General features: G+C 59.8%; 31 protein-coding genes. 15 read left to right on the forward strand and 16 right to left on the reverse strand.

Annotated elements, in window-relative coordinates; genetic code table 11:
- Positions 1–192 precede the first annotated feature (192 nt).
- From QA648_RS11295 to QA648_RS11330, 8 genes are all read right to left on the reverse strand, one after another.
- Positions 193–534 (reverse strand): SMR family transporter, encoded by a 342-nt coding sequence (locus QA648_RS11295; RefSeq protein WP_104823956.1) that lies wholly within the window; start codon positions 532–534, stop codon positions 193–195.
- Between the two features lie 19 nt (positions 535–553).
- The gene (locus tag QA648_RS11300) at positions 554–1117 is read right to left on the reverse strand and encodes a TetR/AcrR family transcriptional regulator (RefSeq protein ID WP_104825176.1); all 564 of its coding nucleotides are present in this window, start codon (positions 1115–1117) and stop codon (positions 554–556) included.
- 82 nt (positions 1118–1199) lie between these two features.
- On the reverse strand, positions 1200–2300 hold the full coding sequence (gene ugpC / locus QA648_RS11305; protein WP_283046954.1) for a sn-glycerol-3-phosphate ABC transporter ATP-binding protein UgpC: 1101 nt from the start codon (positions 2298–2300) through the stop codon (positions 1200–1202).
- Between the two features lie 53 nt (positions 2301–2353).
- The gene (locus QA648_RS11310) at positions 2354–3238 is read right to left on the reverse strand and encodes a carbohydrate ABC transporter permease (RefSeq protein WP_104823958.1); all 885 of its coding nucleotides are present in this window, start codon (positions 3236–3238) and stop codon (positions 2354–2356) included.
- A 1-nt stretch (position 3239) separates the two neighbouring features.
- A complete protein-coding gene (locus QA648_RS11315; protein ID WP_283046956.1) occupies positions 3240–4142 on the reverse strand; it encodes a sugar ABC transporter permease in 903 nt (300 codons plus the stop codon).
- 72 nt (positions 4143–4214) lie between these two features.
- Positions 4215–5483 (reverse strand): extracellular solute-binding protein, encoded by a 1269-nt coding sequence (locus tag QA648_RS11320; RefSeq protein ID WP_283046958.1) that lies wholly within the window; start codon positions 5481–5483, stop codon positions 4215–4217.
- A 246-nt stretch (positions 5484–5729) separates the two neighbouring features.
- Positions 5730–6623 carry a sugar phosphate isomerase/epimerase gene (locus QA648_RS11325; protein ID WP_104823961.1) on the reverse strand — a complete coding sequence of 298 codons (894 nt, stop codon included), beginning with the start codon at positions 6621–6623 and terminating at the stop codon, positions 5730–5732.
- A gap of 4 nt (positions 6624–6627) precedes the next feature.
- Entirely contained in the window at positions 6628–7671 is a 1044-nt protein-coding gene (locus tag QA648_RS11330; RefSeq protein ID WP_283046959.1) for a Gfo/Idh/MocA family oxidoreductase, read from the reverse strand.
- 135 nt (positions 7672–7806) lie between these two features.
- Between QA648_RS11330 and QA648_RS11335 the strand changes: the two genes are divergently transcribed.
- The 3 genes from QA648_RS11335 (at position 7807) to QA648_RS11345 (ending at position 9765) form a co-directional block, all read left to right on the forward strand.
- Positions 7807–8850 (forward strand): substrate-binding domain-containing protein, encoded by a 1044-nt coding sequence (locus tag QA648_RS11335; protein ID WP_283046961.1) that lies wholly within the window; start codon positions 7807–7809, stop codon positions 8848–8850.
- Between the two features lie 139 nt (positions 8851–8989).
- Positions 8990–9379, forward strand: coding sequence for a group II truncated hemoglobin (locus QA648_RS11340; protein ID WP_283046963.1), 390 nt, complete (start codon positions 8990–8992; stop codon positions 9377–9379).
- 8 nt (positions 9380–9387) lie between these two features.
- Positions 9388–9765: a DUF423 domain-containing protein gene (locus tag QA648_RS11345; protein WP_283046965.1), complete on the forward strand. Its 378-nt coding sequence runs from the start codon at positions 9388–9390 to the stop codon at positions 9763–9765.
- Positions 9766–9809: 44 nt separating this feature from the next.
- Here the strand turns inward: QA648_RS11345 and QA648_RS11350 are convergent, their stop codons facing one another.
- From QA648_RS11350 to QA648_RS11370, 5 genes are all read right to left on the reverse strand, one after another.
- A complete protein-coding gene (locus QA648_RS11350) occupies positions 9810–10124 on the reverse strand; it encodes an antibiotic biosynthesis monooxygenase (protein ID WP_283046967.1) in 315 nt (104 codons plus the stop codon).
- 18 nt (positions 10125–10142) lie between these two features.
- Positions 10143–10421, reverse strand: a complete 279-nt coding sequence (locus tag QA648_RS11355; RefSeq protein WP_283046969.1) for a hypothetical protein — start codon at positions 10419–10421, stop codon at positions 10143–10145.
- Positions 10418–10816 carry a DUF2325 domain-containing protein gene (locus QA648_RS11360; protein WP_104823968.1) on the reverse strand — a complete coding sequence of 133 codons (399 nt, stop codon included), beginning with the start codon at positions 10814–10816 and terminating at the stop codon, positions 10418–10420. The genes QA648_RS11355 and QA648_RS11360 overlap by 4 nt, the downstream gene beginning before the upstream one ends.
- Before the next feature lie 122 nt (positions 10817–10938).
- Positions 10939–12213: a TonB family protein gene (locus tag QA648_RS11365; RefSeq protein WP_283046970.1), complete on the reverse strand. Its 1275-nt coding sequence runs from the start codon at positions 12211–12213 to the stop codon at positions 10939–10941.
- Between the two features lie 4 nt (positions 12214–12217).
- Positions 12218–12664, reverse strand: a complete 447-nt coding sequence (locus QA648_RS11370; RefSeq protein ID WP_104825177.1) for a hypothetical protein — start codon at positions 12662–12664, stop codon at positions 12218–12220.
- A gap of 194 nt (positions 12665–12858) precedes the next feature.
- Here QA648_RS11370 and hemP point away from each other — a divergent pair, with 194 nt between their 5' ends.
- From hemP to QA648_RS11405, 7 genes are all read left to right on the forward strand, one after another.
- Positions 12859–13032, forward strand: a complete 174-nt coding sequence (gene hemP, locus QA648_RS11375; protein WP_104823970.1) for a hemin uptake protein HemP — start codon at positions 12859–12861, stop codon at positions 13030–13032.
- Between the two features lie 9 nt (positions 13033–13041).
- Positions 13042–14109, forward strand: coding sequence for a ChuX/HutX family heme-like substrate-binding protein (locus QA648_RS11380; protein WP_283046973.1), 1068 nt, complete (start codon positions 13042–13044; stop codon positions 14107–14109).
- A 10-nt stretch (positions 14110–14119) separates the two neighbouring features.
- Positions 14120–15052 carry a hemin ABC transporter substrate-binding protein gene (locus QA648_RS11385; protein ID WP_283046975.1) on the forward strand — a complete coding sequence of 311 codons (933 nt, stop codon included), beginning with the start codon at positions 14120–14122 and terminating at the stop codon, positions 15050–15052.
- Positions 15053–15071: 19 nt separating this feature from the next.
- A complete protein-coding gene (locus QA648_RS11390) occupies positions 15072–16166 on the forward strand; it encodes an iron ABC transporter permease (protein ID WP_283051304.1) in 1095 nt (364 codons plus the stop codon).
- A 7-nt stretch (positions 16167–16173) separates the two neighbouring features.
- The gene (locus QA648_RS11395; RefSeq protein WP_283046976.1) at positions 16174–16965 is read left to right on the forward strand and encodes a heme ABC transporter ATP-binding protein; all 792 of its coding nucleotides are present in this window, start codon (positions 16174–16176) and stop codon (positions 16963–16965) included.
- 178 nt (positions 16966–17143) lie between these two features.
- Entirely contained in the window at positions 17144–17491 is a 348-nt protein-coding gene (locus QA648_RS11400; RefSeq protein ID WP_104823974.1) for a DUF883 family protein, read from the forward strand.
- A gap of 9 nt (positions 17492–17500) precedes the next feature.
- Positions 17501–17905 carry a hypothetical protein gene (locus QA648_RS11405; protein WP_283046979.1) on the forward strand — a complete coding sequence of 135 codons (405 nt, stop codon included), beginning with the start codon at positions 17501–17503 and terminating at the stop codon, positions 17903–17905.
- Positions 17906–18025: 120 nt separating this feature from the next.
- On the opposite strand, the gene QA648_RS11410 is transcribed toward QA648_RS11405, so the two are convergent.
- Together QA648_RS11410 and QA648_RS11415 are read right to left on the reverse strand one after the other, a co-directional pair.
- The gene (locus QA648_RS11410; protein WP_104823976.1) at positions 18026–18577 is read right to left on the reverse strand and encodes an RNA polymerase sigma factor; all 552 of its coding nucleotides are present in this window, start codon (positions 18575–18577) and stop codon (positions 18026–18028) included.
- A 12-nt stretch (positions 18578–18589) separates the two neighbouring features.
- A complete protein-coding gene (locus tag QA648_RS11415) occupies positions 18590–18796 on the reverse strand; it encodes a NepR family anti-sigma factor (protein ID WP_028751877.1) in 207 nt (68 codons plus the stop codon).
- A gap of 256 nt (positions 18797–19052) precedes the next feature.
- Between QA648_RS11415 and QA648_RS11420 the strand changes: the two genes are divergently transcribed.
- Together QA648_RS11420 and QA648_RS11425 are read left to right on the forward strand one after the other, a co-directional pair.
- Positions 19053–19847 (forward strand): response regulator, encoded by a 795-nt coding sequence (locus QA648_RS11420; protein WP_104823977.1) that lies wholly within the window; start codon positions 19053–19055, stop codon positions 19845–19847.
- Positions 19848–20042: 195 nt separating this feature from the next.
- Positions 20043–21026, forward strand: a complete 984-nt coding sequence (locus QA648_RS11425; RefSeq protein WP_283051306.1) for a PAS domain-containing sensor histidine kinase — start codon at positions 20043–20045, stop codon at positions 21024–21026.
- 561 nt (positions 21027–21587) lie between these two features.
- Here the strand turns inward: QA648_RS11425 and QA648_RS11430 are convergent.
- Positions 21588–22925: an ISNCY family transposase gene (locus tag QA648_RS11430; RefSeq protein ID WP_283046984.1), complete on the reverse strand. Its 1338-nt coding sequence runs from the start codon at positions 22923–22925 to the stop codon at positions 21588–21590.
- 272 nt (positions 22926–23197) lie between these two features.
- On the opposite strand from QA648_RS11430, the gene QA648_RS11435 reads away from it, so the two are divergent.
- The 3 genes from QA648_RS11435 to QA648_RS11445 all read left to right on the forward strand — a co-directional run bounded on the left by QA648_RS11435 (position 23198) and on the right by QA648_RS11445 (position 26277).
- Entirely contained in the window at positions 23198–24556 is a 1359-nt protein-coding gene (locus QA648_RS11435; RefSeq protein WP_283046986.1) for an NAD(P)-dependent oxidoreductase, read from the forward strand.
- Between the two features lie 13 nt (positions 24557–24569).
- Positions 24570–25883: an NAD-dependent dihydropyrimidine dehydrogenase subunit PreA gene (gene preA, locus QA648_RS11440; RefSeq protein ID WP_283046988.1), complete on the forward strand. Its 1314-nt coding sequence runs from the start codon at positions 24570–24572 to the stop codon at positions 25881–25883.
- 307 nt (positions 25884–26190) lie between these two features.
- Positions 26191–26277, forward strand: a complete 87-nt coding sequence (locus QA648_RS11445) for an SEC-C metal-binding domain-containing protein (protein ID WP_245276515.1) — start codon at positions 26191–26193, stop codon at positions 26275–26277.
- The last annotated feature ends 4 nt before the right edge of the window (positions 26278–26281 follow it).

The raw sequence follows: 26281 nt of genomic DNA on the forward strand, positions 1-26281 counted from the left end.
CTAAAAACACACTTAATGGAATAGGTTAGCCGATCCAAAGCGCTTTGAGAAATAGCCGCTCAACTCTCCTCTCGGCCTCCTGAGCCAAAGACATAGCCGCTCATTAGCGATTTGACAAAGGCAAAATCGCCGCAACCGAAAACGTTTTCGGTCATATGATATAAACCGTGAATGTAAGGTGTGTAACGCGCTCTAATGCGACACGGATTTCGAAAAAAGATTGACCACGAGCACACCGGCGATGATCAGCCCCAGGCCGATAATGGCAGCCAGATCGAGTTTCTGGCGGAAAAATACCAGGCCGACAACAGAGATCAGCACGATGCCGAGCGCGCTCCAGATGGCATAGGCAATGCCGACCGGAATTACACGCAGGGTCAGCGACAGGAAATAGAAGGCGGCAACGTAACACAGCACAAGCACGATCGAGGGACCGAGGCGGGTGAACTGCTGCGACATCTGCAGAGCCGTCGTACCGATCACTTCCAGTACAATCGCCACCAGCAGCATCGCATAGACAGATGCATTCGCCATTACGGTCTTCCCTTGATTTCTAAAGCTGCGTGAGTTCGATCAGCCGGTCGATCAGTTTTTCACGGGCGCTCTCATCCATCTCATGGCTGCCGAGAAGGTCGGCAAGCCAGAGCCCATCGGTCGCAAGCCGCACGATCGCGGCATCCGCCGAAGAGTCCGTGCCGACATATTCCTCGCTGCGCTCGCGCACCCAGTTCCGCCAGCGTTGCCGCAACTGCGGTTCGCTGAGCAGCACCATCGTCACCTGCGCCCAGTCCTTTGTTTCCTGTGGCTGGTCGCGAAGCGCGAGGCAGGCGCGGAGGTAGCCGCGGGTAAAACGCCCATGCGGCAACGGATCGGCCCGCATCGCCTCCTCGATTGCCCGGTCCAGGCGCTCGAGCAGGCTGTCGAACAACGCCTCCAAAAGGGTATTCTTGTTGGGAAAATGATGCAGCAGCCCGCCCTTGCTCACACCGGAAGCACCGGAAACGGCATCCAGCGTCACCGCCGTCATCCCCTTCTCCGATGCAAGCCGCGCCGCCACCTCCAGCAACTGCTGGCGGACGAGCAAAGGCTGCTTCTTTCTGTGGTGCGCGTCAGACATGCCAACATAACATACCAAATAGACGGTTTCGTCAATGGCAGGTTTGACACTCTGCGCCGGCGGCAGCAATTATTCTCGGCTGCTAGTGCGTACTCTCGATCGCGGAATGATGGGCAACATCGTTCTGGTCGAAGATTGTCAGCTTCGCACTATTGACCGTAAAGGCGATCGGCGCCCCCGTGGCAATGGTGGTCATGCCCGGGTCGGTCCCGATGATCTTCGAGCCGTCCTTCAGCCTGACATGGACGAGCGAGCGGTCACCCAATCGCTCCACCGTCTCGACGGTGCCGGCAATGTCGCCCTCCTCCTCCGTCGTGACCACCAGATATTCGGGCCGGATGCCGAGCGTCAGTTCGGACCGCGTTATACCGTTCAGCGGAACCGACGTCTTGATAACAGATCCATCGGGCAAGGTCGCCGTCGCAAAGCCGCCAGCTTCGCCGACATTGGCTACATTGACGAAGTTCATGCCCGGGGAGCCGACGAATTGAGCGACATAGCGCGTCGCGGGCCGCGTATAGATCTCCACTGGCGTCGCCACCTGTTCGATCTTCTTGTTGTTCAGCAATACGATGCGGTCGGCAAGCGTCATCGCCTCCACCTGGTCGTGGGTGACGAAGACCATCGTTGCGCCCAGTCGTTCATGCAATTGAGCGAGCTCGACACGGGTGCGGGTGCGCAGGCCGGCATCGAGGTTGGACAGCGGCTCGTCGAACAGGAAAACCTCGGGCTCGCGCACGATGGCACGACCGATGGCGACACGTTGGCGTTGGCCGCCGGAGAGTTCGGACGGCTTGCGGTCGAGCAGATGCGGCATCTCCAATATCTTGGCGGCGGCATCGATGCGCTTTGCGATCTCCGCCTTCGGCGTCTTGATGTTCCGGAGGCCGAACGACATGTTGTCGCGAACCGTCATATGCGGATAAAGCGCATAAGACTGGAACACCATCGACACGCCGCGCTCGCCAGGCGGGAGCTGGTCGACGCGCTTGCCCCCGATCCAGATCTCGCCGCTCGTGATCGATTCAAGCCCCGCAATCATCCGCAGCAAAGTCGACTTGCCGCAACCGGACCCACCCAGGAACACGACAAACTCTCCGCGCTGAATGGTCAGGTCTATGTCGTTGAGAACCTGCACCGCACCGAAATGCTTGGTGAGGGATTTGATGTTGATACCAGCCACTTTTTCCTCCTCCAGGAGAATTGAACTTCGTCAGACCTGCCTTGTCCCTCGGCCTACTTGACAGCGCCGACTGCTACGCCACGCGTCAGCGTGCGTTGGAAAATCAGGAAGAAGATCACCGTCGGTGTGACGCCGAGCAAGGATGCCGCCGCAATCGCGGTCGGATCCTGGGTATTGGCGCCGGACAACACGCCCATGGCGACGGAGACCGTTTGGTTATTGTTGGAGACCAGGAAAACCAGGGGGATCAGGAACTCGTTCCAGGTCCAGATGAAGAAGAAGGTTGCCAGCACGGCAAGTGTCGGCCGCAGCACCGGTACGATCACCATCCAAAGGATCTGCCAGCGGCTGGCATTGTCGATCTGCGCCGCCTCGATGATCTCCCGTGGGAACGTCGTCAGGACCGATGACAGAAGATAAGTGCCGAATGCGGTGTGCAAGACGCCGATGATCAGGATCACGGAGAGCATCGAGTCGAACAGACCGACCTGCTTGGCCATGTAGTAAAGCGGATAAACCAATGCTTCCTGCGGGGCCATGATGGAAATCAGCAGGACCACCAGCAATGCCTTTCCGCCCCGCACGCGTCCGATGCCGATGGCATAGGCATTGAGCAGGCTGAGGACGACAGCCAGTATGGCCGTGCACCCGCTGATCAGAATGCTGTTGAAGAGCTTGCGGGTGAAATCGACCGTCGTCCAGAAGTTCTTGAGCGCCGTCAGGTCGAAACTATGCGGCAAGGCAAGCGGACCATTGGCTGCATAGTCCGTCGGCGTCTTGATGGCGTTCAAAGCCGCCAGCAGGAACGGAAAGAGCGTAGCAGCAAGGAAGACGAGCAAGATAGCGAGGACGATCCAGCGGGCAAGGCCCTTCTTCTGGCCGTGATGCACATGCATTTCCGATGCAACCTCGGTCGAAAGCGAAGCCGTGGTCGTCATGTCAGCGCCCTCCCTCTTGTTTCGACTGCATGCGCAGGAAGACGATGCCGAGGACGATCGTCATCGCAGTCTGCAAGGTCGCGATCGCCGCTGCATAGCCGACGCGGTTTGTCGTGAAGAAATGATAGTAAGACAGGTAGGAAGGCACCGTCGTCGCATTGTCCGGGCCGCCGGACGTCAGAACGTAGATCGGCGCGAAGACCTTCAGTGCCGCGATCAGCGTCGTAAGCGCGACGACAAAAATCTCCGGCATGAGCATGGGGATCGTGATGTAACGGAAACGCCCGAACCAGCTCGCATTGTCGAGTTCGGCAGCTTCATAAAGCGAAGGGTCCACGCGCGCCAATCCTGACATGAACACCACCAGGCAATAGCCGACCTGCACCCACACGATGACGGCGGAAACGGCCCAGAGCGCATAGCTTGCATCCCCTAGCCAGTTCTGCGCCATGAAATCGAGGCCTATCCCTTTCAGTACCGCATTGATGATGCCGATCGGATTGAGGATCCACGCCCAGAGGACGCCCGCGGCCGTCAGCGGCAAAATCTGCGGCAGATAGAAGCCGGCGCGGAAGAAACTCGACCAAGCCTCGCTGAATTGGGCGCTGATATAGTCGAACAGGACCGCCGCCAGAACCAATCCAAGAAGAATGGGCACGATCGTCATCGAAATGATGAACAGAAGCGTGTGCTGAATCGAACCCCAGAACACCGCATCGGCGAGCAGCCGTTGGTAATTCTCGACTCCGACATAGCGTGGTGCAATGTTTCCGCCTTTCCAGGTGGTAAAGCTGATCGCGAAATTGGCAATCAGCGGCACGAGCACCACCAGGATAAATCCCAGCATGCCTGGGATCATGTAAAGGTAGTACCCTGCTCTCCCGGCGTTCTGCGACTTCTCCATCGAATTCCTCCAGTTCGATACGGCGAGGCGGCATTGAAGCCGTCCCGCCGCCATGAATTGCCGCCGATGGTTTTATTGAGCCGCCTGCACGTCGTCGTAGGCCTTCTTCAGGCGCGCGACGAACTGATCGGGCGTCGCCGAGCCATTCACCAGACCGGTGGTTGCCTGGATGAGAAGCTCGTAATAGCCAGGCACCGGCCAGTCCGGATAGAAGCCGAGGCCACCCTTGCTGGAAATCTGGTTGAAAAGCTCCACGTTGCGCTTGCCGACTTCATCGGTGATGGCGGCCGGATCGGCGGCAATGGCGACACCGCCAAGATTTGCCTGCGCGTTCTGGTTTGTCTTGCTCAACACCAGATCGATGAACTCATAGGAAAGATCCTTGTTCTTGGCGCTCTTCGGCACCATGAACATGCTGCCCGTGGAGCCGGTGCTGTATTTCGGCGTCGGGAAGATGAACTGGCTCCACTTGAAGTTCTTGATATTGGTCGCGAAATTGCCGTTGTTCCAGGTGCCGCTGACAAACATCGGCGATTTACCGGACGAGAACAGGTTATCGGCACCGCCGGTGCCCTTGAGACCGGTCGAATCCTTGGAGATGTAACCCTTGCTGACCCAGTCGACGATCTTCTGAGCAGCAAACAGGAAGGGCTTGGTGTCGAGCGGCGCCTTGAGGCCCTGGTAGTTCTTGACCCAGGTGTCATCCGCCTGCGTCAGCGCCAGCGTGTAAAGCAGATGCTGCGCGTTGGAATCGACCGTGCCATAGGCGAGCGGCGTAATGCCCTTCTTCTTGAAAGTATCGAGAGCGGCCTCGAACTCGTCCAGGGTGGTGGGCACCTTCACGCCATTGGCCTGGAACATGTCGATATTATAGAATACCGAGACGAATTCGGCGTAGGCAGGAATGCCGATCATCGGGCCGGAGCCATAGATGCCGTTCTCATCATATTTGCTGAGCTGCGTATTGGTTTCGTTGAGGATCTTGTCCCAACCGCGCGACTTGAATTCATCGTCGAGCGGCGTCAGCAGCCCCTGCGAAGCGACGAGGCCGGCCGTGGCGTTACCCTTGTTATATTCGAGCACGTCCGGCGCCTGATCCGAATTAAGGATGAGGCTGCCAGCCTTCTGTAGCTGCTCGAAGGTCTTCTGTTCGAAATTGATAGTGATGTCGGGATGCTTGGCTTTCAGTTCGCCCAGCGCCTGCGTCCATGCCTTGGCCTGGGCAGTATCCGGCAGCTCGTACCACCAGACGTTAAATGTCTTGCTCTGGGCTTGCGCCACACCGGCAGCCAACAGGAGCGACATGCCGGCGGTGAGCGCCAGCTTCGAAAACATGTTCATATATTCTCCTCCACTTCGCGAACCTGACGGTACCCGTCCGACGGCATGGCTCGCGATGCCTGTCGGCGCGTTCCTCTCGACTTTACGTCTGTCCGCCAACCTAGCCCGGCAAACAGTCTTCAGACCTCTCAACGCTCCTCCGTTTCGATGTCCGGGCCGGTCTGGAGCGTTACAAAGCGCCGCTCCAGCCCCTCGATTAACGCACAACTCTTTTCTTAAATCGATCCCGATCCAAACGGTCGCGTCCTATTCGACGAATTCGCCACCGCGACTCTTCTTCAGATAGTTCAGACCGTGGATCTGGCCAGTCATTTCCAGCGCATCGCGATAAACCGGATCATGCCAGCCTTCGATGTCGATCGAACCGGACCAGCCGGCCAGGCGCAGCTCGGAGATGATGTCCGTCCAATTGCTGTCGCCAAAGCCCGGCGTGCGCATGAAGACGAACTTCTCCTTGCCGAAAATGCCGTGTTCGCGGATGACGTCCCAGCGGATCGTCGCATCCTTGCCATGGACGTGGAAGATCTTCTTTGCCCATTTACGGATCTGCGGCAGCGGCTCGATCAGATAGACCATCTGATGGCACGGCTCCCACTCCAGGCCGAGATTGTCGTCGGGCGTCTCGTTGAACATCAATTCCCAGGCATCGGGGTTATGCGCGATGTTCCAGTCGCCGGTGGCCCAGTTGCCATCCATGGCGCAATTTTCAAAGGCGATCTTGATGCCTTTGTCAGCGGCGCGCTTGGCAAGTTCGCTCCACACCTGCTTGTAGCGCGGCAGGCTGTCGGTGAGCGGCTTGTTGCGGATGCGGCCGGTAAAACCTGCAACGCAGGTGGCGCCGAAATGATGGGCGTTGTCGATGCAATCCTTCCAGCCCTGCAGCGTCTGCTGGTCGAGCTCGGTGCTTTCGAGCGGATTGCCGAACATGCCGATCGTCGAAATGGTGATGTCGCGGTCGCCGATGGCGGCGATGCAGCGTTTGCCGAGTTCCGCAAGGTTCTGGCCGTTGGTCGTCTGCCAGAAGAAGGGCTCGAAGCTTTCGAAGCCCAGATCGGCGATCTTTGCGATGCCCTTGGCGGCATCCTCGTTCGTCGCCCTGATCATCGTGCCGATGCGGATGGCCTTTGCCGGATTTGTCATGATGTCACTGTCCTTGTGCTGAAATATCGACACGTCGGCCCGTCTTGGCGCTCTCGATCGCGCCGAGAACCATGGCGAGGCTGCGAATGTTGTCACTGCTTACGGTCTCGGGCGGCTTGCCGGTTTTGATCGCTTCGATGAAGGAGGCGATAACGCTGGCATGGCCATGCGTCTCTTCCTCATGCTTCGGGCCGGGAACCTCGATCGGGGTGAAGCCATGCAACAGGCCCGGCTCGTTGCCGGCGACACTGGCCTCGAAATGCCCCTCGCCGTCCCAGGTCAGCATGCCCTTGCTGCCGGTGAGGCGCCATTGGCTCTCCCAGCTCGTATGCTTACCTTCGGCACACCAGGAGCCGCGATAGCTGAAGACGACATCGTCGGAAAAATCGAAGAGTGCATGGGCCGATGCGCCATGCTTGTACCAGGACCCCACCGGGTTCTTTTCGACGCAGTAGACCGAGATAGGCACCTTGCCCGAAACAAAGCGGGCGGCATCGAAAGTATGGATCGCCATGTCGAGCAGAAGCACATTGTCCATCTCCTCACGAAACCCGCCGAAATGGGGGCCGAGGAAGAAATCGCAATGGACGCCCGTAAGTTCGCCGATCGCCCCCTCCTCCACAAAGCGTCGCATGCGGCGCACGCCGGAGATGAAGCGGCGGTTCTGGATGATGGCATGCACCCTGCCGGTCTCGGCGGCGAGATCGATAAGGGCGGCGCCCTCGGCGAGCGAGGTTGCCATCGGTTTTTCGCTGAGGACATGGCAACCAGCCTTCAGGGCCGTCGATACGACACCGAAACGGGCGGCGGGGATGACGACGTCGAACACCAGATCGGCCTTCGTCGCGGCGATGACTTCGGCAAGGTCCGAGCCGATGACGGCCTCTTCGAGACCGAATTCCTTCGCAAGACCTTCCGCCGTCGCCCGGTTGAGGTCGACGAGGCCAACGATCTGAATGGATTCGGCAAGCGCCGGCGTCGAGGTGACGGCCCTGAGCCAGCCCTTGGACATAGCTCCGCACCCGCACAAAATGGCATTAAATTTCACGATGTCCTCCAGCGGGCGGTGCGTAACCCCTCATGACACGCGCTCCGTAAACGTTTACGATACTATGCGAAAAGATTTTCCTGTGTCAATAGAGGAGGACTACGGAAAATGGCGCATGGAGGAAGACCGCGGCCGATGAAGGGAATTCGTCAGCTTGCCGAGCATCTCGATATCTCGATCGGCACAGTATCACGCGCGTTGAACGGCAAGCCTGATGTCAACGAGGAGACCCGCAAGCGCGTACTCGCCGCCGCAGAACAGCTTGGCTATGTGGCGAACCAATCAGGGCGCAGCCTGCGGCAAGGCACGACGAACGTCATTGGGCTGATGATCCAATCCAGCAGGGAGACTGTTGAAAACAGCGATAATTTCTTTTTGACCGTAACAGGCGGGCTGCAGAGCGTATTGTCGCGCCACAAGCTCGATCTGATCATGTTGCCCTGTCCGCATGACGAAGACCCCTATGAATATCTGAAGCGCATGGTGGCGAGACGCATCGCCGATGCGCTCATCATTTCGGAGACGCATCGCGTCGACAAGCGTTTCGACTTGCTCGCCAAGGCGAAGATCCCTTTCGTAGCACTCGGGCGCAGCCTTTCGGGCACGCAGCATCCATGGGCAGACCTCGATTTCGACGGCGTCGTCAACTGCGCAGTCGACCGGCTCGTGGCGCATGGACATCGCCGCATCGCCATCAGCGCCCCCGCTAGCGACATCAATCTCGGCTTCGTTTTCGTGGAAGGCTATCGCCGCGCGCTGGAGCGGCATCGCATCGCCTACGACCCGGCCTTGATCATTCGCGCCAAATCGAGCGAACAGGGTGGGTATCAAGTCGCCGACGAGCTGTTGCGGCTCGAACAAAGGCCAACGGCCGTGATCCTGATCTACGAACTGATGGCTATCGGCCTCTATCGGCGCATGATGGAAGCCGGCATCATTCCGGGACGCGATATTGCCGTCGTCAGCTTCCGCGAGGCGCCGCGCGCCAAATTCCTGCAACCGGCACTGACCTGCTTTCGCACCTCACTACACGACCTCGGCGTCGAACTGGCCGAAATCCTGCTTTCCGGCATGCCCGCCTACAGCCAGGAATATCCCAGGAAAACGCGCCAGACGATCTGGCCGCTCGAACTCATCCCTGGGGAAAGCGACAGTTTCCATCTGACGGCGGCGGAATAGCGCACGATCTCGGAAGATGCGGAGCAGCTTTTAAACAAGATCGTGCCACTGCAGCGCCGAAACGCCGCATGCAGGCTATCGACAGTTGCAGCCAGCCTCACGAGTTGCCATGTAGAGCGCAGCGAATGGGGGCTGGCATTTGAGCGAAGAGACTATCACACTTTACCAGGCAATCGGCGGCGATCGGACCGTGCGGGCGCTGACGGCGCGCTTCTACGAACTGATGGATACGCTGCCGGAAGCAGCAAACTGCCGCGCCGTGCATCCGCCTAGCCTCGAAGGCTCCATCGAAAAACTTTACGAATATCTGACCGGCTATCTCGGCGGACCGCAGCTCTATATCGAAAAGCGCGGTCATCCGCGCCTGCGCAGCCGCCATTTCGTTGCCGCTATTGGGCCTAGCGAACGCGACGAATGGCTCCTCTGCTTCCGCCGCGCCATGGACGAAACCATCGAGAACGAGAAGCTTCGGGCCATTATCTGGGAGCCGATCGAGCGCCTCGCCTTTCATATGCAGAACCGGGAATGAGAAAAGACATGAGCTTCAGCGCCACAATCCGTCCGCTCACCCTGTTTGTCGCCGGCATACTCGGCGGCGCCGGTGTCGCGCTCGCGGCGGCGGCATCCCATGGCGGCGATGCGCATTTTCTCGGCTCTGCCTCGACCATGTGCCTGGCCCATGCCCCTGCCCTGCTTGCCCTCTACGCCGGATACGACCGTATCCGAACCGCGCCGGTGGCGGCGGTGCTGCTTGGGTTGGGAACACTGATCTTTGCCGGCGATCTCGTCAGCCGCCATTTCGGCGGTGACTCGCTTTTCCCATTGGCCGCGCCGACCGGTGGGCTCGGCATGATAGCAGGATGGGCCGTGGTGGCTCTGGGCGCGTTCTTTAAAAGAGCAGTGACGGAAGCTTGAAGAACCGGCGACTTATCTCGCTTGACTGATATGTAGCGACGCCGTCAAACCCCAGCAACCACATTGAATCCCTCGAAGCGAGGCGGTCCCCAATAGAGCGCCTTGTTATCTCCGGCATTGCGGTGCGCCATGCGGAAATTCTCGGATTTGGTCCAGTTGAGGAAATCCTCTTCGCTGCGCCAGATCGTATGCGAGGAAAAGAGCGTAAAGCCCTCTTCCACATTTGTGCCGCCGCGCAGCAGGCGGAATTCTACGAAACCCGGAACGTCTTCCAACCGTGAATCGCGACCTTTCCAGACGGCTTCAAAAGCGCTCTCGGAACCGATGACGACCTTGAAGCGGTTCATCGCAATATACATGGCTGGATCTCCCGACAGTCAGACCTTCTTGCGGCGCTCGGCAGTTTTGCCCGGCTGCTGTGTAAAGGCAATGACATTCGTGCCGTCGCGCGCAGAAATGCCGAGCGGCGCATCCGGTGCTTCGCCTGGAAGCCGCGCTTGCCAAAAGGGAAAAGCCGTCACGTTCGGAGCCTGCCGTTGCTCTTCGGCGCGGCGCATCAGCAGCTCGTAGAGTTCCGGCACCAAGCCGTCGCCCTTCTGCGAGGCCAGCCTGTGCAGGCCGATCATCATGAACCCGTCAGGGCCTTTGTCAGTCATCGGGAATTGTCTCGCTCGTTCATCGTCTGCAGCGCCCGCTCGAGGCTCGACTTGCTGCCGTTGCGCAAGGGTATGAAAGCCTTGCCGAATTTCTTGCAGCCGGTCTTCACCCGCAGGCAGGCATCGTGACTGATACAGTCGATCGGGCAGAAGACGCAGTCGACGGAGGGCAGCACGGTGTCGATGCGCGACACGGCCTCGCGCAAGCCGCCGTCGTGGTGGATCAGCTCAGCGCCAAAACTGCTGGCGATCTGACGAAGATGCGCCACCTGGCAATCCCGGCCGCCGACATAAAGGAAACTGCGCCCGTCGAGACTGGATCTTGCCGATACCTGCGCCGGCGTTTGCGCCTCGCTGCTATCGCGGCCAAAATCCTTTTTCCCCTTACGCGCCATGCATCACCCGTTTGCTGGTTGCTCTTGCGCGCTCGATTCCGGCGAGCGCAAGCGGACCATATTAAAGTTGATTTTTGCAGTAAAGTATAAAGTTGATAATTTATGTCATATTTTATTGCTGGCTATCGCCCTGTCACCTGAACCTCTTGCGTGAAGGACCAGCTAGGCTTGCCCCATTCCGGTGGCAGCGGCGGAAACGGCGCGGCGCGGCGAACACCATCGGTAACGGCTTCATCCAGTTCAGGAATGCCGGAACTCCGCGCTACGGAGAGGGAACTGAGCTCACCGCCCGAACCGATCGTCAGACGCACACGAACCGTTATGCCCTTTTCGTATTTCGACGACAGGCGGACAGCGCGGCGAATGCGGGACTGCACTTTGCCTGGATAATTGGCAACGGCCGCACTGCCTGAGCCGCTGCGCTGGCCATCGGTTAGCGAATTGGTATTCGACTGCGCGGTTTCGGTGCCTTCTGCAGAACCCTTCTTCGAATCCTGCTCGCTCTCACCGCCCGAGCCGGCCTTCTTTACGGCCTTCGGCACCGGCTTCTTGACGACGTCTTTCGGCTTCTCGACAGGCTTGGCTTGTTGAGCCGGTTTTTCGACCGGGGTCACCACTTCAGTGGGCGGTATGGCCGCTTGTGCAGTTTCCGTCGGCTGCACTTCAACCGGTTCCGCGGGTCGGACTTCGGTAGACTCAGCATCTGTCGGCTGGACAGATGCCGTCATCGGCTGAACCACTGTCGTCTCGGCCGGCGCCTGCGTCGCCAGCACCTCCGGCTCCGGGCTGACGACCGTTTCCGGGGACACCTGTTGCGACGGCTGTGCGGCCTCCATGGTTTGAGGCATCGGCTGAACAGCTTCCGTTTCTGCGGGCGTTACATCGGCTGGCTGCACCGTCTCCGGCTGCACGGCATCTGCCGTTATCTCTTCGGGCTGCGGGTCCTTGCTTTCCTCGCCTGCCGACATCTGGTCCATATCGGAGCTGCCGAGCATGATGACGCTGACGGTATCGCCTGCCTCTTCCACAGCATCTTCGGGCGTTGCAACCATCGTCACCAACAAAGCGGCGACAATGGCAGCGTGAAAGAGGAAGGAGCCTACGCAGGCGAAGGTGACTGTTCTCTTACCCAGCGCGAGGACGCGATCCGGTCTCTCCGCCGACAGATCCATGCTGGGCGGCTCCGACGCATCAGCCACGGGCTCACTCGGATGGGCAGGAAACGAACCAATCTGGGCAAAGCGGCTGTAATGAACAACCGCCTCGGCGGCCGGCGGGCTCGGCAGGCCGTCAAGGCCGGCTAGCTCGTGGCCGGGAAGCACACTCGGATTGTTGTCATTCATGTCACCGCCGGCGCGGCGACGCTCGATGGAAACCTTGACCGAGCGCGAGGCCATAGTCTCAGCCTTCGAAAGGAACGGAAAGCTGTGAACGCGTCGTGAGCGCGGCCTTACACTGCCCCGCCGCCGGACCATCGCATACCGGCGTATCGTTGATGATGATGCGGCTGACACTCTCGCACTTCACACCGGGCATATCGAATTGCCGCACCCGCTTCTTGCCGACCGGCAGGTCGCGAAAATCAAGAACGGTCACGCGGTCGACCGCATTCTTGTCGTTGAAGAAGGCAAGCTCGAAGGAGATCTTGCCGATCGGTGTTGCCAGATCGTTTTCCGCGACGAAGGTCATCATGCAGCCCTTCTGAGACGGCACGAGCGCATTAAGTTCGACACTGAGCTTCGGCGCATTCGCCGAAGCCGCGGTCGCATCTTGCGCGAAGGCCGGGAGGCAGGAGGCAATGGTGAACAGCCCGCCGGCAGCCAGCGCCAAAATCGTTTTCGTCGGCATCGGCAATCTCTCCTGAATATCTGCTGGCGAGCGCAGATCGAACATCGATGCTCCTGCGCGCATCGCCCAAAATTTAAACTTGACTCTTACAGTCTTCTATTGCGTCTTTAGGAAACCTTGAGTATGTGAGTCAAGATAAATCTGGCCGGAACAGAACCCGGCTTCCTATGAATTTTCAGGCCAAACCAAGCAGGATGATTGCTGAGAAAACACCAATACAGCCGGTGCCGCCGACAGCCGCACCGCACATTAGAATTGTCGAGAGCACGGATATTTTTCGTGGCCAGACTGAAATCATGATCAGGCACGAGGGCATCATCTACCGGATGAAAATCACGCGCCAAGGCAAACTCATTCTCAACAAATAGGCATTGCAGATGACTGAGACGACCAGAGAAACGATCCGATTGGCCCCAGCCGAGATCCGCGCCTTCCGCGCCGAAAATTCGAAAATGCGCGAGCGCGATATCGCCGCTCGATTGGGCGTTTCCGAAGCGGCGCTGGTTGCCGCGGAAGTCGGCATTTCCGCCATTCGCATCGATGCCGATGCCCACCGGTTCCTCGCCCACGTCGCTTCCCTCGGCGAAGTCCTGGCGCTGTCGCGCAACGAAAGCGCCGTGCATGAAAAGATCGGGGCTTACGAAAACATCAAATCAGGCGTGCAGGCGGCCATCGTGCTCGGCGAGAACATCGATCTGCGCATCTTCCCGAAGCGCTGGGCGCATGCCTTCGCCGTCACCAAGACGGATGGCGACCAGCAGCGGCTCAGCCTGCAATTCTTCGATAAGGCCGGCGACGCCGTTCATAAGGTGCATTTGCGCCCCGCCTCGAATGTCGAGGCCTATCACGCCATCGTCGCCGAACTGCGGCTCGAAGATCAGTCGCAGGATTTTTTAGAGGATCGCTCGGGCTACGATAACGGCGAGATCGACGGCGATGTCAGCCGGGACGAACTGCGCGACCACTGGAGCCGCATGACGGACACGCATGAATTCTTCGGCATGCTGAAAAAGCTGAAGATCGGCCGCCAGGCGGCGATCCGCACGGTCGGCGACGATTATGCCTGGAAGTTGGAGACGAACGCGGTCGCTGAGATGATGTATGCTTCCGTTCGCGAAGGTCTGCCGATCATGTGCTTCGTCGCCAATGACGGCATCGTGCAGATCCATTCCGGGCCAATCTTCAATGTGCAGGCTATGGGCCCCTGGATCAACGTCATGGACCCCACCTTCCATCTGCATCTGCGCCAGGATCACATTGCCGAGGCCTGGGCCGTGCGCAAGCCGACGAAGGACGGTCACGTCACCTCGCTCGAAGCCTACAACGCCAAAGGCGAGATGATCATCCAGTTCTTCGGCAAGCGGAAGGAAGGCTTCGACGAGCGTCCCGACTGGCGCGCCATTATCGAGAACCTGCCGAAGGCCGACGCCAGCGTTGCCGCGTAAGGATCGAGCCATGACGATGTTGAAGAACCTCAAGCGCATCAAGCCGTGGGAAATCGCGCTGACGGCGATGGTGATGACTTTACCACTGGTTCCCGCAAGCCCGATCAAGGGCGGCTATAGCCTGGTTGAGCGCGCCCATGCCGCGGAAGCGCCGAAGATCGACACGTCCCGCCTCGTCTCGATTGGCGGCGATGTCACCGAGATCATCTACGCGCTGGGCGAGGAAAACAGGCTAATCGCCCGCGACTCCACCAGCATGTATCCGGAATCGGCAGCCAAGCTGCCCGATGTCGGCTATATGCGAGCGCTGTCGCCGGAGGGCATCCTAGCCGTCAATCCGACCGCCATCATCGCGGTGGACGGCTCCGGCCCGCCGGAGGCTTTGATGGTGCTGCGCAATGCCAGCGTGCCTTTCGAAACCGTGCCGCAGACCTATGACCGCGACGGCATCTTGAAGAAGATCGACGTCGTCGGCTCGCTGCTCGGCGTGCCGGATAAGGCGAAGGCGCTCGAAGACAAGGTTGCCGCCGATCTCGACGCAGCGATTATAGACTCCGGGAAACGCCCTGAAGCCGAACGCAAACGCGTGCTATTCATCCTGAGCAACCAGAACGGCAAAATCCTCGCTTCCGGCGGCGCCACCGCCGCCGACGGCATCATCAAGCTTGCCGGCGCCATCAATGCCGTCGACAGTTTTTCGGGCTACAAGCCGCTGACCGACGAAGCGATCATCGAGGCCAAGCCCGACGTCATCCTGATCATGGACCGCGAAGGTCCGCTGTCGATAAAAAAGGACGACCTCTTGAAGCAGCCGGCGATTTCGCTGACGCCCGCGGCGAGCCGCAAGGCGATCATCCGCATGGACGGCCTGCACCTGCTCGGCTTCGGGCCGCGTACCGCCAGCGCCGTGCGCGAGCTGAACGCCGCGATCTACGGAGGCTGAGGTGGCGCTCAACGAGGTCATGCCGGGGCTGAAGCGCATGTCGCACAGAAGGGACCGCCGCCATCACGAGGGCGACCGTACTGCGCTCTCCCTCTTCGTTTTGGCTGGCCTCGTGATCTCCGCCCTCCTTGCGTTCTCGTTTTCGATCACGACCGGCGCCTCCGATGCCTCGATCGTCGACGTCATCGGCAGCATGATAAGCGGCGGTGCGGACAGCGCATTGAGCAGCCGCGACCGTATCATCATCTTCGACATCCGCCTCCCCCGCGCCATTCTCGGATTCCTGATCGGTGGCGGGCTCGCAGTGTCGGGCGCGGTCATGCAGGGCCTGTTCCGCAATCCGCTGGCCGATCCCGGCCTGATCGGCATTTCGGCCGGTTCCAGTCTCGGCGCAGTGGGAATGATCGTCCTCGGCGGCGGCATCCTTGCCCCCGTCGCGCATCTCTTCGGCATCTTTTCCCTGCCGATCGCCGCTTTCATCGGCGGCCTCGTCACGACCGTGCTTCTCTACAGAGTGGCGACGCGGCACGGACAGACATCCATAGCGACCATGCTCCTGGCCGGTATTGCGCTCGGCGCGCTGGCGCTGGCGGCGACCGGCCTGCTGATCTACATGGCAGATGATCGGCAATTGCGTGATCTCACCTTCTGGAGCATGGGGTCGCTCGCCGGTGCGACCTGGACCAAGATCGCCGCCGCCGGACCGATCATCGTCCTCTCCATGCTGCCACTGCCCTTCATGGCACGCGGTCTCAATGCACTGACGCTCGGCGAAGCGGCAGCCTTCCACATGGGAGTCGCCGTGCAGCGGCTAAAGAATATTGCTATCGTCAGCGTTGCGGCCGCAACCGGCGCCTCCGTCGCGGTCAGCGGCGGCATTGGCTTCGTCGGCATCATCGTGCCGCACATCCTGCGCATGGCGATCGGCCCGGATCATCGCTTTCTGCTGCCGGCCTCCGCCCTGCTCGGCGGCTCGCTGCTCATGATCGCCGACGTGGTGGCCCGCACCGTCGTCTCGCCTGCCGAACTGCCGATCGGCATTATCACCGCTGGTGTCGGCGGGCCTTTCTTCCTGTGGATGCTGCTTCGGCAGCGTTCGCGCCTCAGCCTGTGAGTTTTCGATGATCGACGTCTCTGACCTTTCCGTGCGGTTCTCCGGCAAGACAGTCGTGCACGACGTTTGCTTTACCGCCGAAGCCGGCGCGCTGACGGCGATCTGCGGGCCGAACGGTTCGGGCAAGACGACGACCATGAAGGCCATTTCGGGGGAGCTCGCCTATCAAGGTTCGGTGCGCCTCAACGCATCGGAGATCGGCAGCCTTCAAGCCTGGCAACTGGCTGAGATGCGCGGCGTGCTGCCGCAGGCGAGCGCCATCTCTTTTCCCTTCACCGTTCGCGAAATCGTCCGCATGGGGCTGACGAGCGGGCGCAACAGCCGTCCCGAGCAGGCCGATCGCATCGCGGCGGAGGCCCTCTCCTCCGTCGATCTCGCCGGCTTCGAAGGGCGCTTTTATCAGGAGCTTTCCGGTGGCGAGCAACAGCGCGTCCAGCTCGCCCGAGTGCTATGCCAGATCTCCGAACCCATCGTCGACGGCAAGCCCTGCTGGCTGCTTCTCGATGAACCCGTCTCTAGCCTCGATATCAGCCATCAACTGACCATCATGACGCTCGCCCGGCAATTCTGTCGGCGCGGCGGCGGCGTCATCGCCGTCATGCATGATCTGAACCTCACGGCCCTCTTCGCCGACCAGATAGTCCTGCTCAAGAACGGACGGCTGCGAGCAGCAGGCCCCGTGGGGGACGTTCTGACCGACCAGCATTTGCAGGATGTCTTCGGCTGTGCGCTCAGGGTCAATCGCGTTCCCATCGACGGCGTCCCATTCGTTCTCGCCCACAGTGCACTGACGCACTGACCTTCCTTTCGTCAAATCCGGAACTTTTCGTTGCATCGCCGCGTTGATGATCGGTGATCCAGATCAATGTTCTGCGCAAATCAGCAGCAATATGTCTGGCAGCATTCGCTCATCGCAAAAGTCGGCGCAGCTTTGCGGCGCCAGGCCACAGACGCTAACGACGTAAGGGAGCAAGACCATGGCAACCATCCTCCATTCGGCGCGAGCTAAGCGTAATGGCGGCAGCCTACATGACCTCGAAGCCAGCATTGAGGAGCAGATCGAACATCTGCGCAACGAAATTGCCGCTTTCGCCAAGATCGTCGGTGAAAACAGCGCGATCCAGAGCAAGACGATGCGCGCGCGCGCCGAAACCGGGCTTGAGGATTTGACAGCTCGCGGCGAAGACCTGCTGCGTGAATTGCAGCACGGCTATGCGAAGGGTACGCGCGAAATGCGCAGGACCGTGCGCCAACACCCCATTGCCACCATCGGGGCTGCTGCAGCTTTCGGATTGGCGTTTGCCCTGCTTCTGTCGCGCCGTTAAGGAGCCGCAATGCTAGCTCCGTTACTCGGCCTGCTTCTCTCGGGCACATTGCATCGCACCGTTGCGCGCACGAAACGCAGCGGTGTTTTCATTGGCATCGCCGCTATCCTCTTTCTGACGGCCTATGCCTTTGCCCTCATAGCGGCCGCCATCTGGCTGGCAACCATTTACGGCGCAGCCGTTTCGGCGCTGCTGATTGCCGCCGGCGCCCTGGTGCTCGCCGTGATCGTTCTCGTCATCATGATGATCATCAACAAGCAGGAAGAACGCCGTGCCCGCGAACGCCGCGCCGCCTTGGAAACCATGGCCGTCGCGGCACTCGGCCTTGCAAAGTCGCAACCGCTGCTGACCGCCGCCATTGCGACCGCCCTGGTGTTCGGCAACTTGATGAGCACAAAGAGGCGGGATGATTAGGGCGACTTGATCGGCTCATGCTGCATCACAAGTCCGCACATCACGGCAAACAGGCGCGCTAAAGCCTCATGGGCGCAACAGAATCCGTCCGCGCCAGCAGGCGAGGACAGATCGCATGATTTAGAAGGCAAACGCCTTGGACGTCAAAGGCGCTGAGGTGGCGTCCGGACCAAAGTCGGCTTCTCCGGAAATCTGCAGCAATTCCTGCAGGCGCTGCCGGGCGCGGTTGACCCGGCTCTTGATGGTGCCCACGGCGCAGCCGCAGATTTCGGCGGCTTCCTCATAAGAAAAACCGGACGCGCCGACCAAGATGATGGCTTCGCGCTGATCGGGCGGCAATTGATCCAGCGCCTTGCGGAAATCCTGCAGGTCGAGCGCACCGTACTGCGAGGGATGCGTTGCCATCGATTCCGTGAACAGGCCATCACTGTCCTGCACCTCGCGGCCGCTCTTGCGCATCTGGCTGTAGAGTTCATTGCGCAGGATGGTGAAGAGCCAGGCCTTCATATTCGTGCCCATCTCGAAATGGTCCTGCTTGGCCCAAGCCTTCATGATCGTGTCCTGCACGAGATCATCGGCACGGTCGTGGCGGCCGGTCAACGAGATGGCGAAGGCGCGTAAGCTCGGCAGAGCAGCCAGGAGTTCGCGCTTGAAGCTCGGTTGCGGTTCCATGACGCTTCCTCCTTAATCGGAGACTTTTGCGGAAGCCAAACGTTCGGCCTGATCCAGCTTCTCGAGCAGGTCGAGCAAGCGATCCGGGATAGCCTCATCCTGCACCGCGGCATAGAATGAGCGCAGCCGATTGCCGATTTGATTGTTAGGATCGAGGATATCGGCGGCACGCACGTCAGGCCGTTTACGGTCCGCGTCCTCTTGATTTTGGGTGGTCATTTAGCCTGCTCGCTTCCGCATTTCTTGCGTTCATGGATGCGGGGTGTACCTCTATGCACCCCAGTTTGGAAGGTCCTCACGTCCGCTTCGGCCCGAATCGGAGAAGTTGAACCTAGTGTTCGTCGGCAGGGGTAATGTACTTCTCCAAAAAAAGTTCCGGTGCCGAGGAACTTTTTTACTGAATTTGCGTTTGTTTGTCATTGCAGTCTTGGAGGCTGTGTTTCAATTAGGAATTAATAAAGGGCGGGAGCCATTGATGACACTTTCCACACGCATTGCGCCGCATCTTCCTTATTTGCGCCGCTACTCCCGTGCTCTGACCGGGACACAGACATCGGGTGACGCCTATGTCGCGGCGGTTTTGGAAGCGATCATTGCTGATCTTTCCATATTCCCGGACACGTCCAACGACCGCGTTGCACTCTATAAACTCTTCACCCAACTCTTCGGTTCCACGGCGATCCAGATACCCGAGCCAACCTCTCCCTATGCTTGGGAACAGCGCGCCTCGGTCAATCTTGCCAAGGTTTCTCCGGTCGCCCGCCAGGCCTTCCTCCTCGCCTCCGTCGAAAACTTCCGTCTCGGCGAGATCGCCGACATTCTCGAGGTGACCGAGACCGAGGCCATGAATCTGCTGGACAAGGCATCCCAAGAGATTTCACGCCAAGTCGCCACCGACATCATGATCATCGAGGACGAACCGCTGATTGCGATGGATATCGAGCAGATGGTGGAAAGCCTCGGACATCGCGTCACCGGCATCGCCCGCACCCATGCGGAAGCGGTTGCCCTGCATAATGCCACCAATCCCAGCATGGTGCTCGCCGACATCCAACTTGCCGACGGCAGCTCAGGCATCGACGCCGTCAATGACATCCTCAAGACGTCGAGCATTCCGGTCATTTTCATTACCGCTTTCCCCGAGCGCTTGTTGACCGGCGAGCGGCCGGAGCCGACCTTCCTCGTAACCAAACCATTCAATCCCGATATGGTGAAAGCTCTGATCAGTCAGGCCCTTTTCTTTAATGAAACCACAAAGGTGGCCGCCTGACCCGAATCGACACTTTGTCGCGGAACAAAGAAAGCAACCGGACGTTCCGGGAGCTTAGGGACGCTTTACCGACTGTTATAGCGAGTGATTGTATAAACCGGATTGAGTTCTTCCGGCTGAGAATACCCTGTCGGCGGGGTTCTCGAAATTGGAGTGAAAGGCAAGCCGGTGAATACGACTGAACCATTATCCGGCATGCCTCTGAGTTTTGAAGGCAAGGCCGCTATGATGGAGCGGGCGCTCAATAGCGCCGGCGTCTCGATCCTCTTTCAGGATACAAGCCTCGCGATCCGCTATGCTGAAAACCTGCCCGACCACCTGAAACCGTCCCTCATCATCGGCGGCACGGACCGCCATCTTTTCGGCGAGAAGGATGGTGAGCACCTCACTCAATTGAAACGCGGAGTGCTCGAAAGCGGCAAGCCCGTCAGCGCGGAAGTGGAGTTCGTGACCAGCGACGGCGTGCGCATCTACGAGCTGAAGATCGAGCGCATCGGTGGCCGCAAGCCGCAGGGCCTGCTTTCCGTCATCACCGAGGTCACGGAGACCCGTCACCGCGAAAAGGTGCTGAAATCGCTGCTGCGCGAGCTGTCGCATCGCTCCAAGAACCTCCTGGCGATCATCCAGGGCATCGCGACGCAGACGGCGCGTCATACGCTGTCGCTCGACAATTTTCTGATCAAGTTCCGCGGCCGCCTGCAATCCCTGTCGAATTCGCAGGACCTGATCACCGATTCAAGCTGGCGCGGCGCCTATCTGTTCGAACTTGCCGAAAAGCAATTCGCCCCCTATTGGCCCGATGCCGGCGTGCCGATGCCGATCTACGGCATCAACGCGCATCTCACGCCGAATGCGGCCGTCCATCTCGGTCTTGCCCTGCACGAGCTGATCGTCAATTCCGCCTCCCACGGCGCCATCTCCGCCGGCGCCACCAGCATCACGCTGAATTGCAAGGAGTCCGAACTCGACGGCAAGAAGGCGATCGAAGTAGCCTGGTCGGAGCGCTTCTATTTCCCCGCCGACCATGAGTTCGAGGACAACAGCTTCAGCCGCACCGTGCTGGAGCGGGTCGTGCCCACATCGATGAACGGGCGCGCCCAGTTCGCGATCGACGATGACAGCATCGGCTATCGCCTGACGATACCCGAAACCGAATACGAAATCCTGAAGCGCCGCTGACAATCCGAAACGAAGACTGCAAAAGAAAACAGCCAGCGCGAGGGCGGCGCACTGGCTGCTTTTCACTCATCGGGAGGGGACCGTGAGTAGATGCCCGGTGATGAGTTTTGGGGGCGTGCATCGGTTGATGCGATCATCACCAAGACACCTTCTTAACGACGGCGCCCAACCTTGGTTCCATCTTTCTAAAAAAAATTTTGATTTTTTTCTCGCGCGTCCATCGCGAACTTCAAAAACGGGCGCCAACGAATGTTTATAGCCACGCTGGACTTGGAAGCGTCCGGCTTGCCCTCCAATCAGCCAGCAATCGATCCTCGAAAATAAACTAAAACATATGTTTAGCGGAGACCCCTCCGCTGCCCGCTAGGCTAGTTTCCGTCCACAAACATACGTATTTCGGCGCGTTTACAAGGGCTTGTGCTTGGAGGAGAGAGTAGTTTAGGGCGACCGACAGGATCATGGGCGCTTGTTGTTGGACAGTATACAGTTGGCGGCGCTGAGGCGTACGCCATGAAGGCCGGCATTGGTAGCGACGGCGTAATTCCAAAAGCTAGTCGGAGTTCAGGTCGGTTTGAGGCGGGTGAAGAGGACGAGGTTGTAAGCCACAACGGAGGACCAGACGTAGGTCTTGAAGTGGTCAAGGCCCCGCCAGGTGCAGCGTGCCAAGCCGTAGGCACGCTTGAGGCATGATATTCCGGCTTCGATACCGGCGCGGAAGTTGCGCAGCTTGCGATAGACCCAATTGCTTCTGACCATGTCCTCGACCTTGAGGCCAGCTTTTTTGTGGAATGCCATGTCGCGAACGCCCCAGGTCTTGGCTGTGGCCAGGTTGCCGCGACTGGCAAAGCCGCCGTCGGCCGCCGCCTGCCGCGGCGCGTGTCCATAGACGGCGATGTGGCGCTCCAGCATTGGCAGCAGCCGCTCGCTGTCGGGCGGATTACCCGCCTCGATCACGAGATCGAGGATCATGCCGCTTCTGCCGGTGGTCAGGTTGAGCTTGTGGCCGTATTCGGTCTCGCGGCTACCTTTGACGATGATATCGGCATGGGGTTCGAACAGGCTTACCAGCTTCTCGCCCGCCGGCAGCTTCTCTCCCGCCAGTACTCGCCGCTCGCTCTGTTTGATGATGCGTTCGATCAGCGGTCGATAGCGGCAAACCTGGGCCTGCCAGAGTTGGACGAGCGGATTGCTCGCCACGCCCAGTCGCTCGGTTGCCTGCTTCAGATATGCCAAGGTCGCGCGGGCGATCGCGATCAGCTCACGGTAGAGCCGGGCCCGATTGGGCTGACCGCGTGTGAACTGGATTTTGCGGGCACGCTTCTTGGCCGCGCGGCAATGATCGCGCCATGCCAGGCCGGCGCCGACCAAGGTATCTGCCTTCTTCAGCAGGCGCACCATGACCCGCACGGCATCCCACAGCAGGCTGCTGTCGCTCGGTTCGTGTATGAGTGCTGAGGTCACTGTACTGTCCAGCCGCACGACCGTGCCGTCCTCCAGCTTCGCCTGCCGAGCGCTCGACAGCAGCGCCCGATTGATCGCTTCCCAGGTCTCGGGTCGGATCGCGCTGATCGTCTTTTGCAGCACTGACTTTTGCGGGCTCCATGACCACGGCAGACGCGCAAAGGCCCGAAACGATGCGGAGTCCTCGAGATGGAACGCCAGTTCCTGGTAGCTCAGCTGCCGGTATTGCTTGAGCAATGCGCAACGCAGCACTGCCTCGGCCGGCAGCCCTTGCCGTCCGGTGGGCTTGACACCGTGCCGACCCAGATCCCGACCCACCAAGCCAAACAGATCGTGATGCTCGTCCAGCCACTGCGACATCGCCTTCAGTTCGTGGCCGATCTCGTGCGTAGCGAAAACATCGAATATACTGGCTTGGACGGTGCGTTCTTGGCGCATTGTCGGCTCCGGCGGTTGCAGATTGTGCTTCGGAATCAGTGGCATGAGCCCAAAGTATACCTGAAACCGCCGGGCCTTACCCGCGCAAAATTCAGATTCACGTAATAATATCAATAAGTTGTCGTTTGTGGACGGAAACTAGGCTAGGCGGCCATGACAGCTATCCCTATGCTTGCAATGCCGGAACTCTCCAAAATTTTACCGTTTGATAAATTTTTTAACCTGAGTTACCGTTCATTCCACTGGCCGTTTACTATAATGAGGGAACTTCAATGGGACGACTGGAAACTGGGATTCATAAAGGCAGGCTGACGCCGGCCGAATATGATCAGAACTTTTCCGATCTGCATCCGCGCCTTGACCGTCACGAGGCATTGGTCGCTGCCGACCGCTGTTATTTCTGCTACGACGCGCCGTGCATGACGGCCTGTCCGACCTCCATCGACATTCCGCTGTTCATCCGGCAGATCTCGACCGGCAACCCCATCGGCTCGGCCAAGACTATCTTCGACCAGAACATTCTGGGCGGTATGTGCGCGCGAGTCTGTCCCACCGAACAGCTCTGCGAGCAGGCCTGCGTGCGCAATACTGCCGAAGAGCGCCCCGTCGAAATCGGCCGCCTGCAGCGCTATGCTACCGACACGGCAACGGCCGAGAACAAGCAGTTCTATGCCCGTGCCGCTTCGACCGGCAAGAAGATCGCCGTCGTCGGCGCCGGTCCGGCCGGCCTTGCCTGCGCCCACCGCCTGGCGGTGAATGGCCATGACGTCACCATCTTCGACGCCCGCGAAAAGGCCGGCGGCCTCAACGAATACGGCATCGCCACCTACAAGACGGTCGACGATTTCGCCCAGAAGGAAGTTGACTATGTTCTGTCGATCGGCGGCATCGAAGTAAAGCACGGCCAAGCGCTCGGCCGGGATTTCAGCCTTGCCGATCTTTCGTCGCAGTATGACGCCGTCTTCCTCGGCCTCGGCCTCGCCGGCGTCAACGCGCTGCGTGCCGAAGGCGAAGATCTCGACGGCGTCGCCGATGCCGTCGCCTATATCGCCGATCTGCGCCAGGCCAAGGACAAGGCCGATATCGCCATCGGTCGCCGTGTCGTCGTCCTCGGCGGCGGCATGACCGCGATCGACGCTGCCGTGCAGGCAAAGCTGCTCGGCGCCGAAGAGGTGACGATCTGTTATCGCCGCGGCAAGGAGCATATGAACGCCTCGGAATACGAGCAGGACCTTGCCGCTTCAAAGGGTGTCATCATTCGCCACTGGCTGGCGCCGAAGCGTATCCTCGACAAGGACGGCAAAGTCGCCGGCATCGAAGTCGAATATACGGAACTACGCGACGGCAAGTTGACCGGCACCGGCGATACTGGCGTCATCGCCGCCGATCAGATCTTCAAGGCGATCGGCCAGACCTTCGAGGCCTCCGGGCTCGGCGCATTGCGCATGGAATCCGGCCGCATTTCTATCGACGGCGAAGGCCGGACCTCGCTTGACGGCGTCTGGGCCGGCGGCGACTGCGTGCTCGGCGGCGACGACCTGACGGTCTCCGCCGTTGCACAGGGTCGCGACGCGGCCGAATCCATCAATCGTGCGCTCGCTGCCGCCAAGCCGGCCGCTGCAGTCGCCTGAAAGGAGAACCAAAATGGCTGATCTCCGCAATAATTTCATCGGCATCAAATCCCCGAACCCGTTCTGGCTCGCCTCGGCGCCGCCGACCGATAAGGCCTACAACGTCGAACGCGCCTTCAAGGCGGGCTGGGGCGGCGTGGTCTGGAAGACGCTGGGCGAGGAAGGCCCGCCGGTCGTCAACGTCAACGGCCCGCGCTATGGTGCGATCTGGGGCGCCGATCGCCGCCTGCTCGGCCTCAACAATATCGAGCTGATCACCGACCGCGACCTCTATACCAACCTGCGCGAGATGAAGCAGGTGAAGATGAACTGGCCGGACCGCGCCCTGATCGCCTCGATCATGGTGCCCTGCGAGGAGCAGGCCTGGAAGGCCATCCTGCCACTGGTGGAAGAAACCGGTGCCGATGGCATCGAGCTCAATTTCGGCTGTCCGCACGGCATGTCCGAGCGCGGCATGGGCTCCGCGGTCGGACAGGTGCCGGAATATATCGAAATGGTCGTGCGCTGGTGCAAGCAATATACCCGCATGCCCGTCATCACCAAGCTGACGCCGAATATCACCGACATCCGCAAGCCCGCCCGCGCCGCCAAGGCCGGCGGTACGGACGCCGTGTCGCTGATCAATACGATCAACTCGATCGTCTCCGTCGATCTCGACAATTTCGCGCCGAACCCCACGGTCGGCGGCAAGGGCAGCCACGGCGGCTATTGCGGCCCGGCAGTCAAGCCGATCGCGCTCAACATGGTGGCCGAAATCGCCCGCGATCCCGAAACCTACGGCCTGCCGATCTCCGGCATCGGCGGCATCACCACCTGGCGTGACGCAGCCGAATTCCTGGCGCTCGGCGCCGGCAACGTGCAGGTCTGCACCGCCGCGATGACCTACGGCTTCAAGATCGTCCAGGAAATGATATCGGGCCTCTCCGACTGGATGGACGAAAAGGGTCACCGCAATCTGGACGACATCATCGGCCGCGCCGTGCCGAATGTTTCCGACTGGCAGTATCTCAACCTCAACTACATCGCCAAGGCAAAGATCGACCAGGACGCCTGCATCAAATGCGGCCGCTGCTACATCGCCTGCGAAGACACTTCGCACCAGGCGATCACCAACATGGTCGACGGCGTCAGGCACTTCGAGGTGATGGACGAGGAATGCGTCGGCTGCAATCTCTGCGTCAGCGTCTGTCCGGTCGAAAACTGCATCACCATGGAAGCCTTGCCGGCAGGCGCGCTCGACAAGCGCACCGGTAAGGTCGTCGACCCGAACTACGCCAACTGGACGACCCATCCGAACAATCCGATGGCTCGGCAGGCGGCGGAGTAACAGCGCAAAATATCGGCGGGAACAAAAAAGGGGCGGTCGCAGCTTGCTGCGGCCGTCTTTTTCATGGTCGCAATAGCCTTGCTCAGAAAATGTGTCTTGCGGCTCGCGGAAGCACGAAAATCGAGCTATAGGACGCGCGCTGCAGACAATCGCAGCAACAGCAACACAGAGGAGGCGGCCATGTCACGCAAATCCAGAATCCTCCATGACGTGAGCTTTTGAGGCCACGTCCAAACGACGCAAGTCATTCCCATCGGAAACTCGGGTAAAGACCGGCTCGCAATTCATCCATGGTGATGTCGAGCTGATCGAAAAACTCGGCCGTAACGATCCCTGCCCCTGCGGTTCCCGGAGGAGGTTTCAAGAGCTGCTGCCTGAAATCAGGCCGCTATGACGGC

Source organism: Rhizobium sp. CB3171, assembly GCF_029714265.1.
Classification (GTDB): domain Bacteria; phylum Pseudomonadota; class Alphaproteobacteria; order Rhizobiales; family Rhizobiaceae; genus Rhizobium.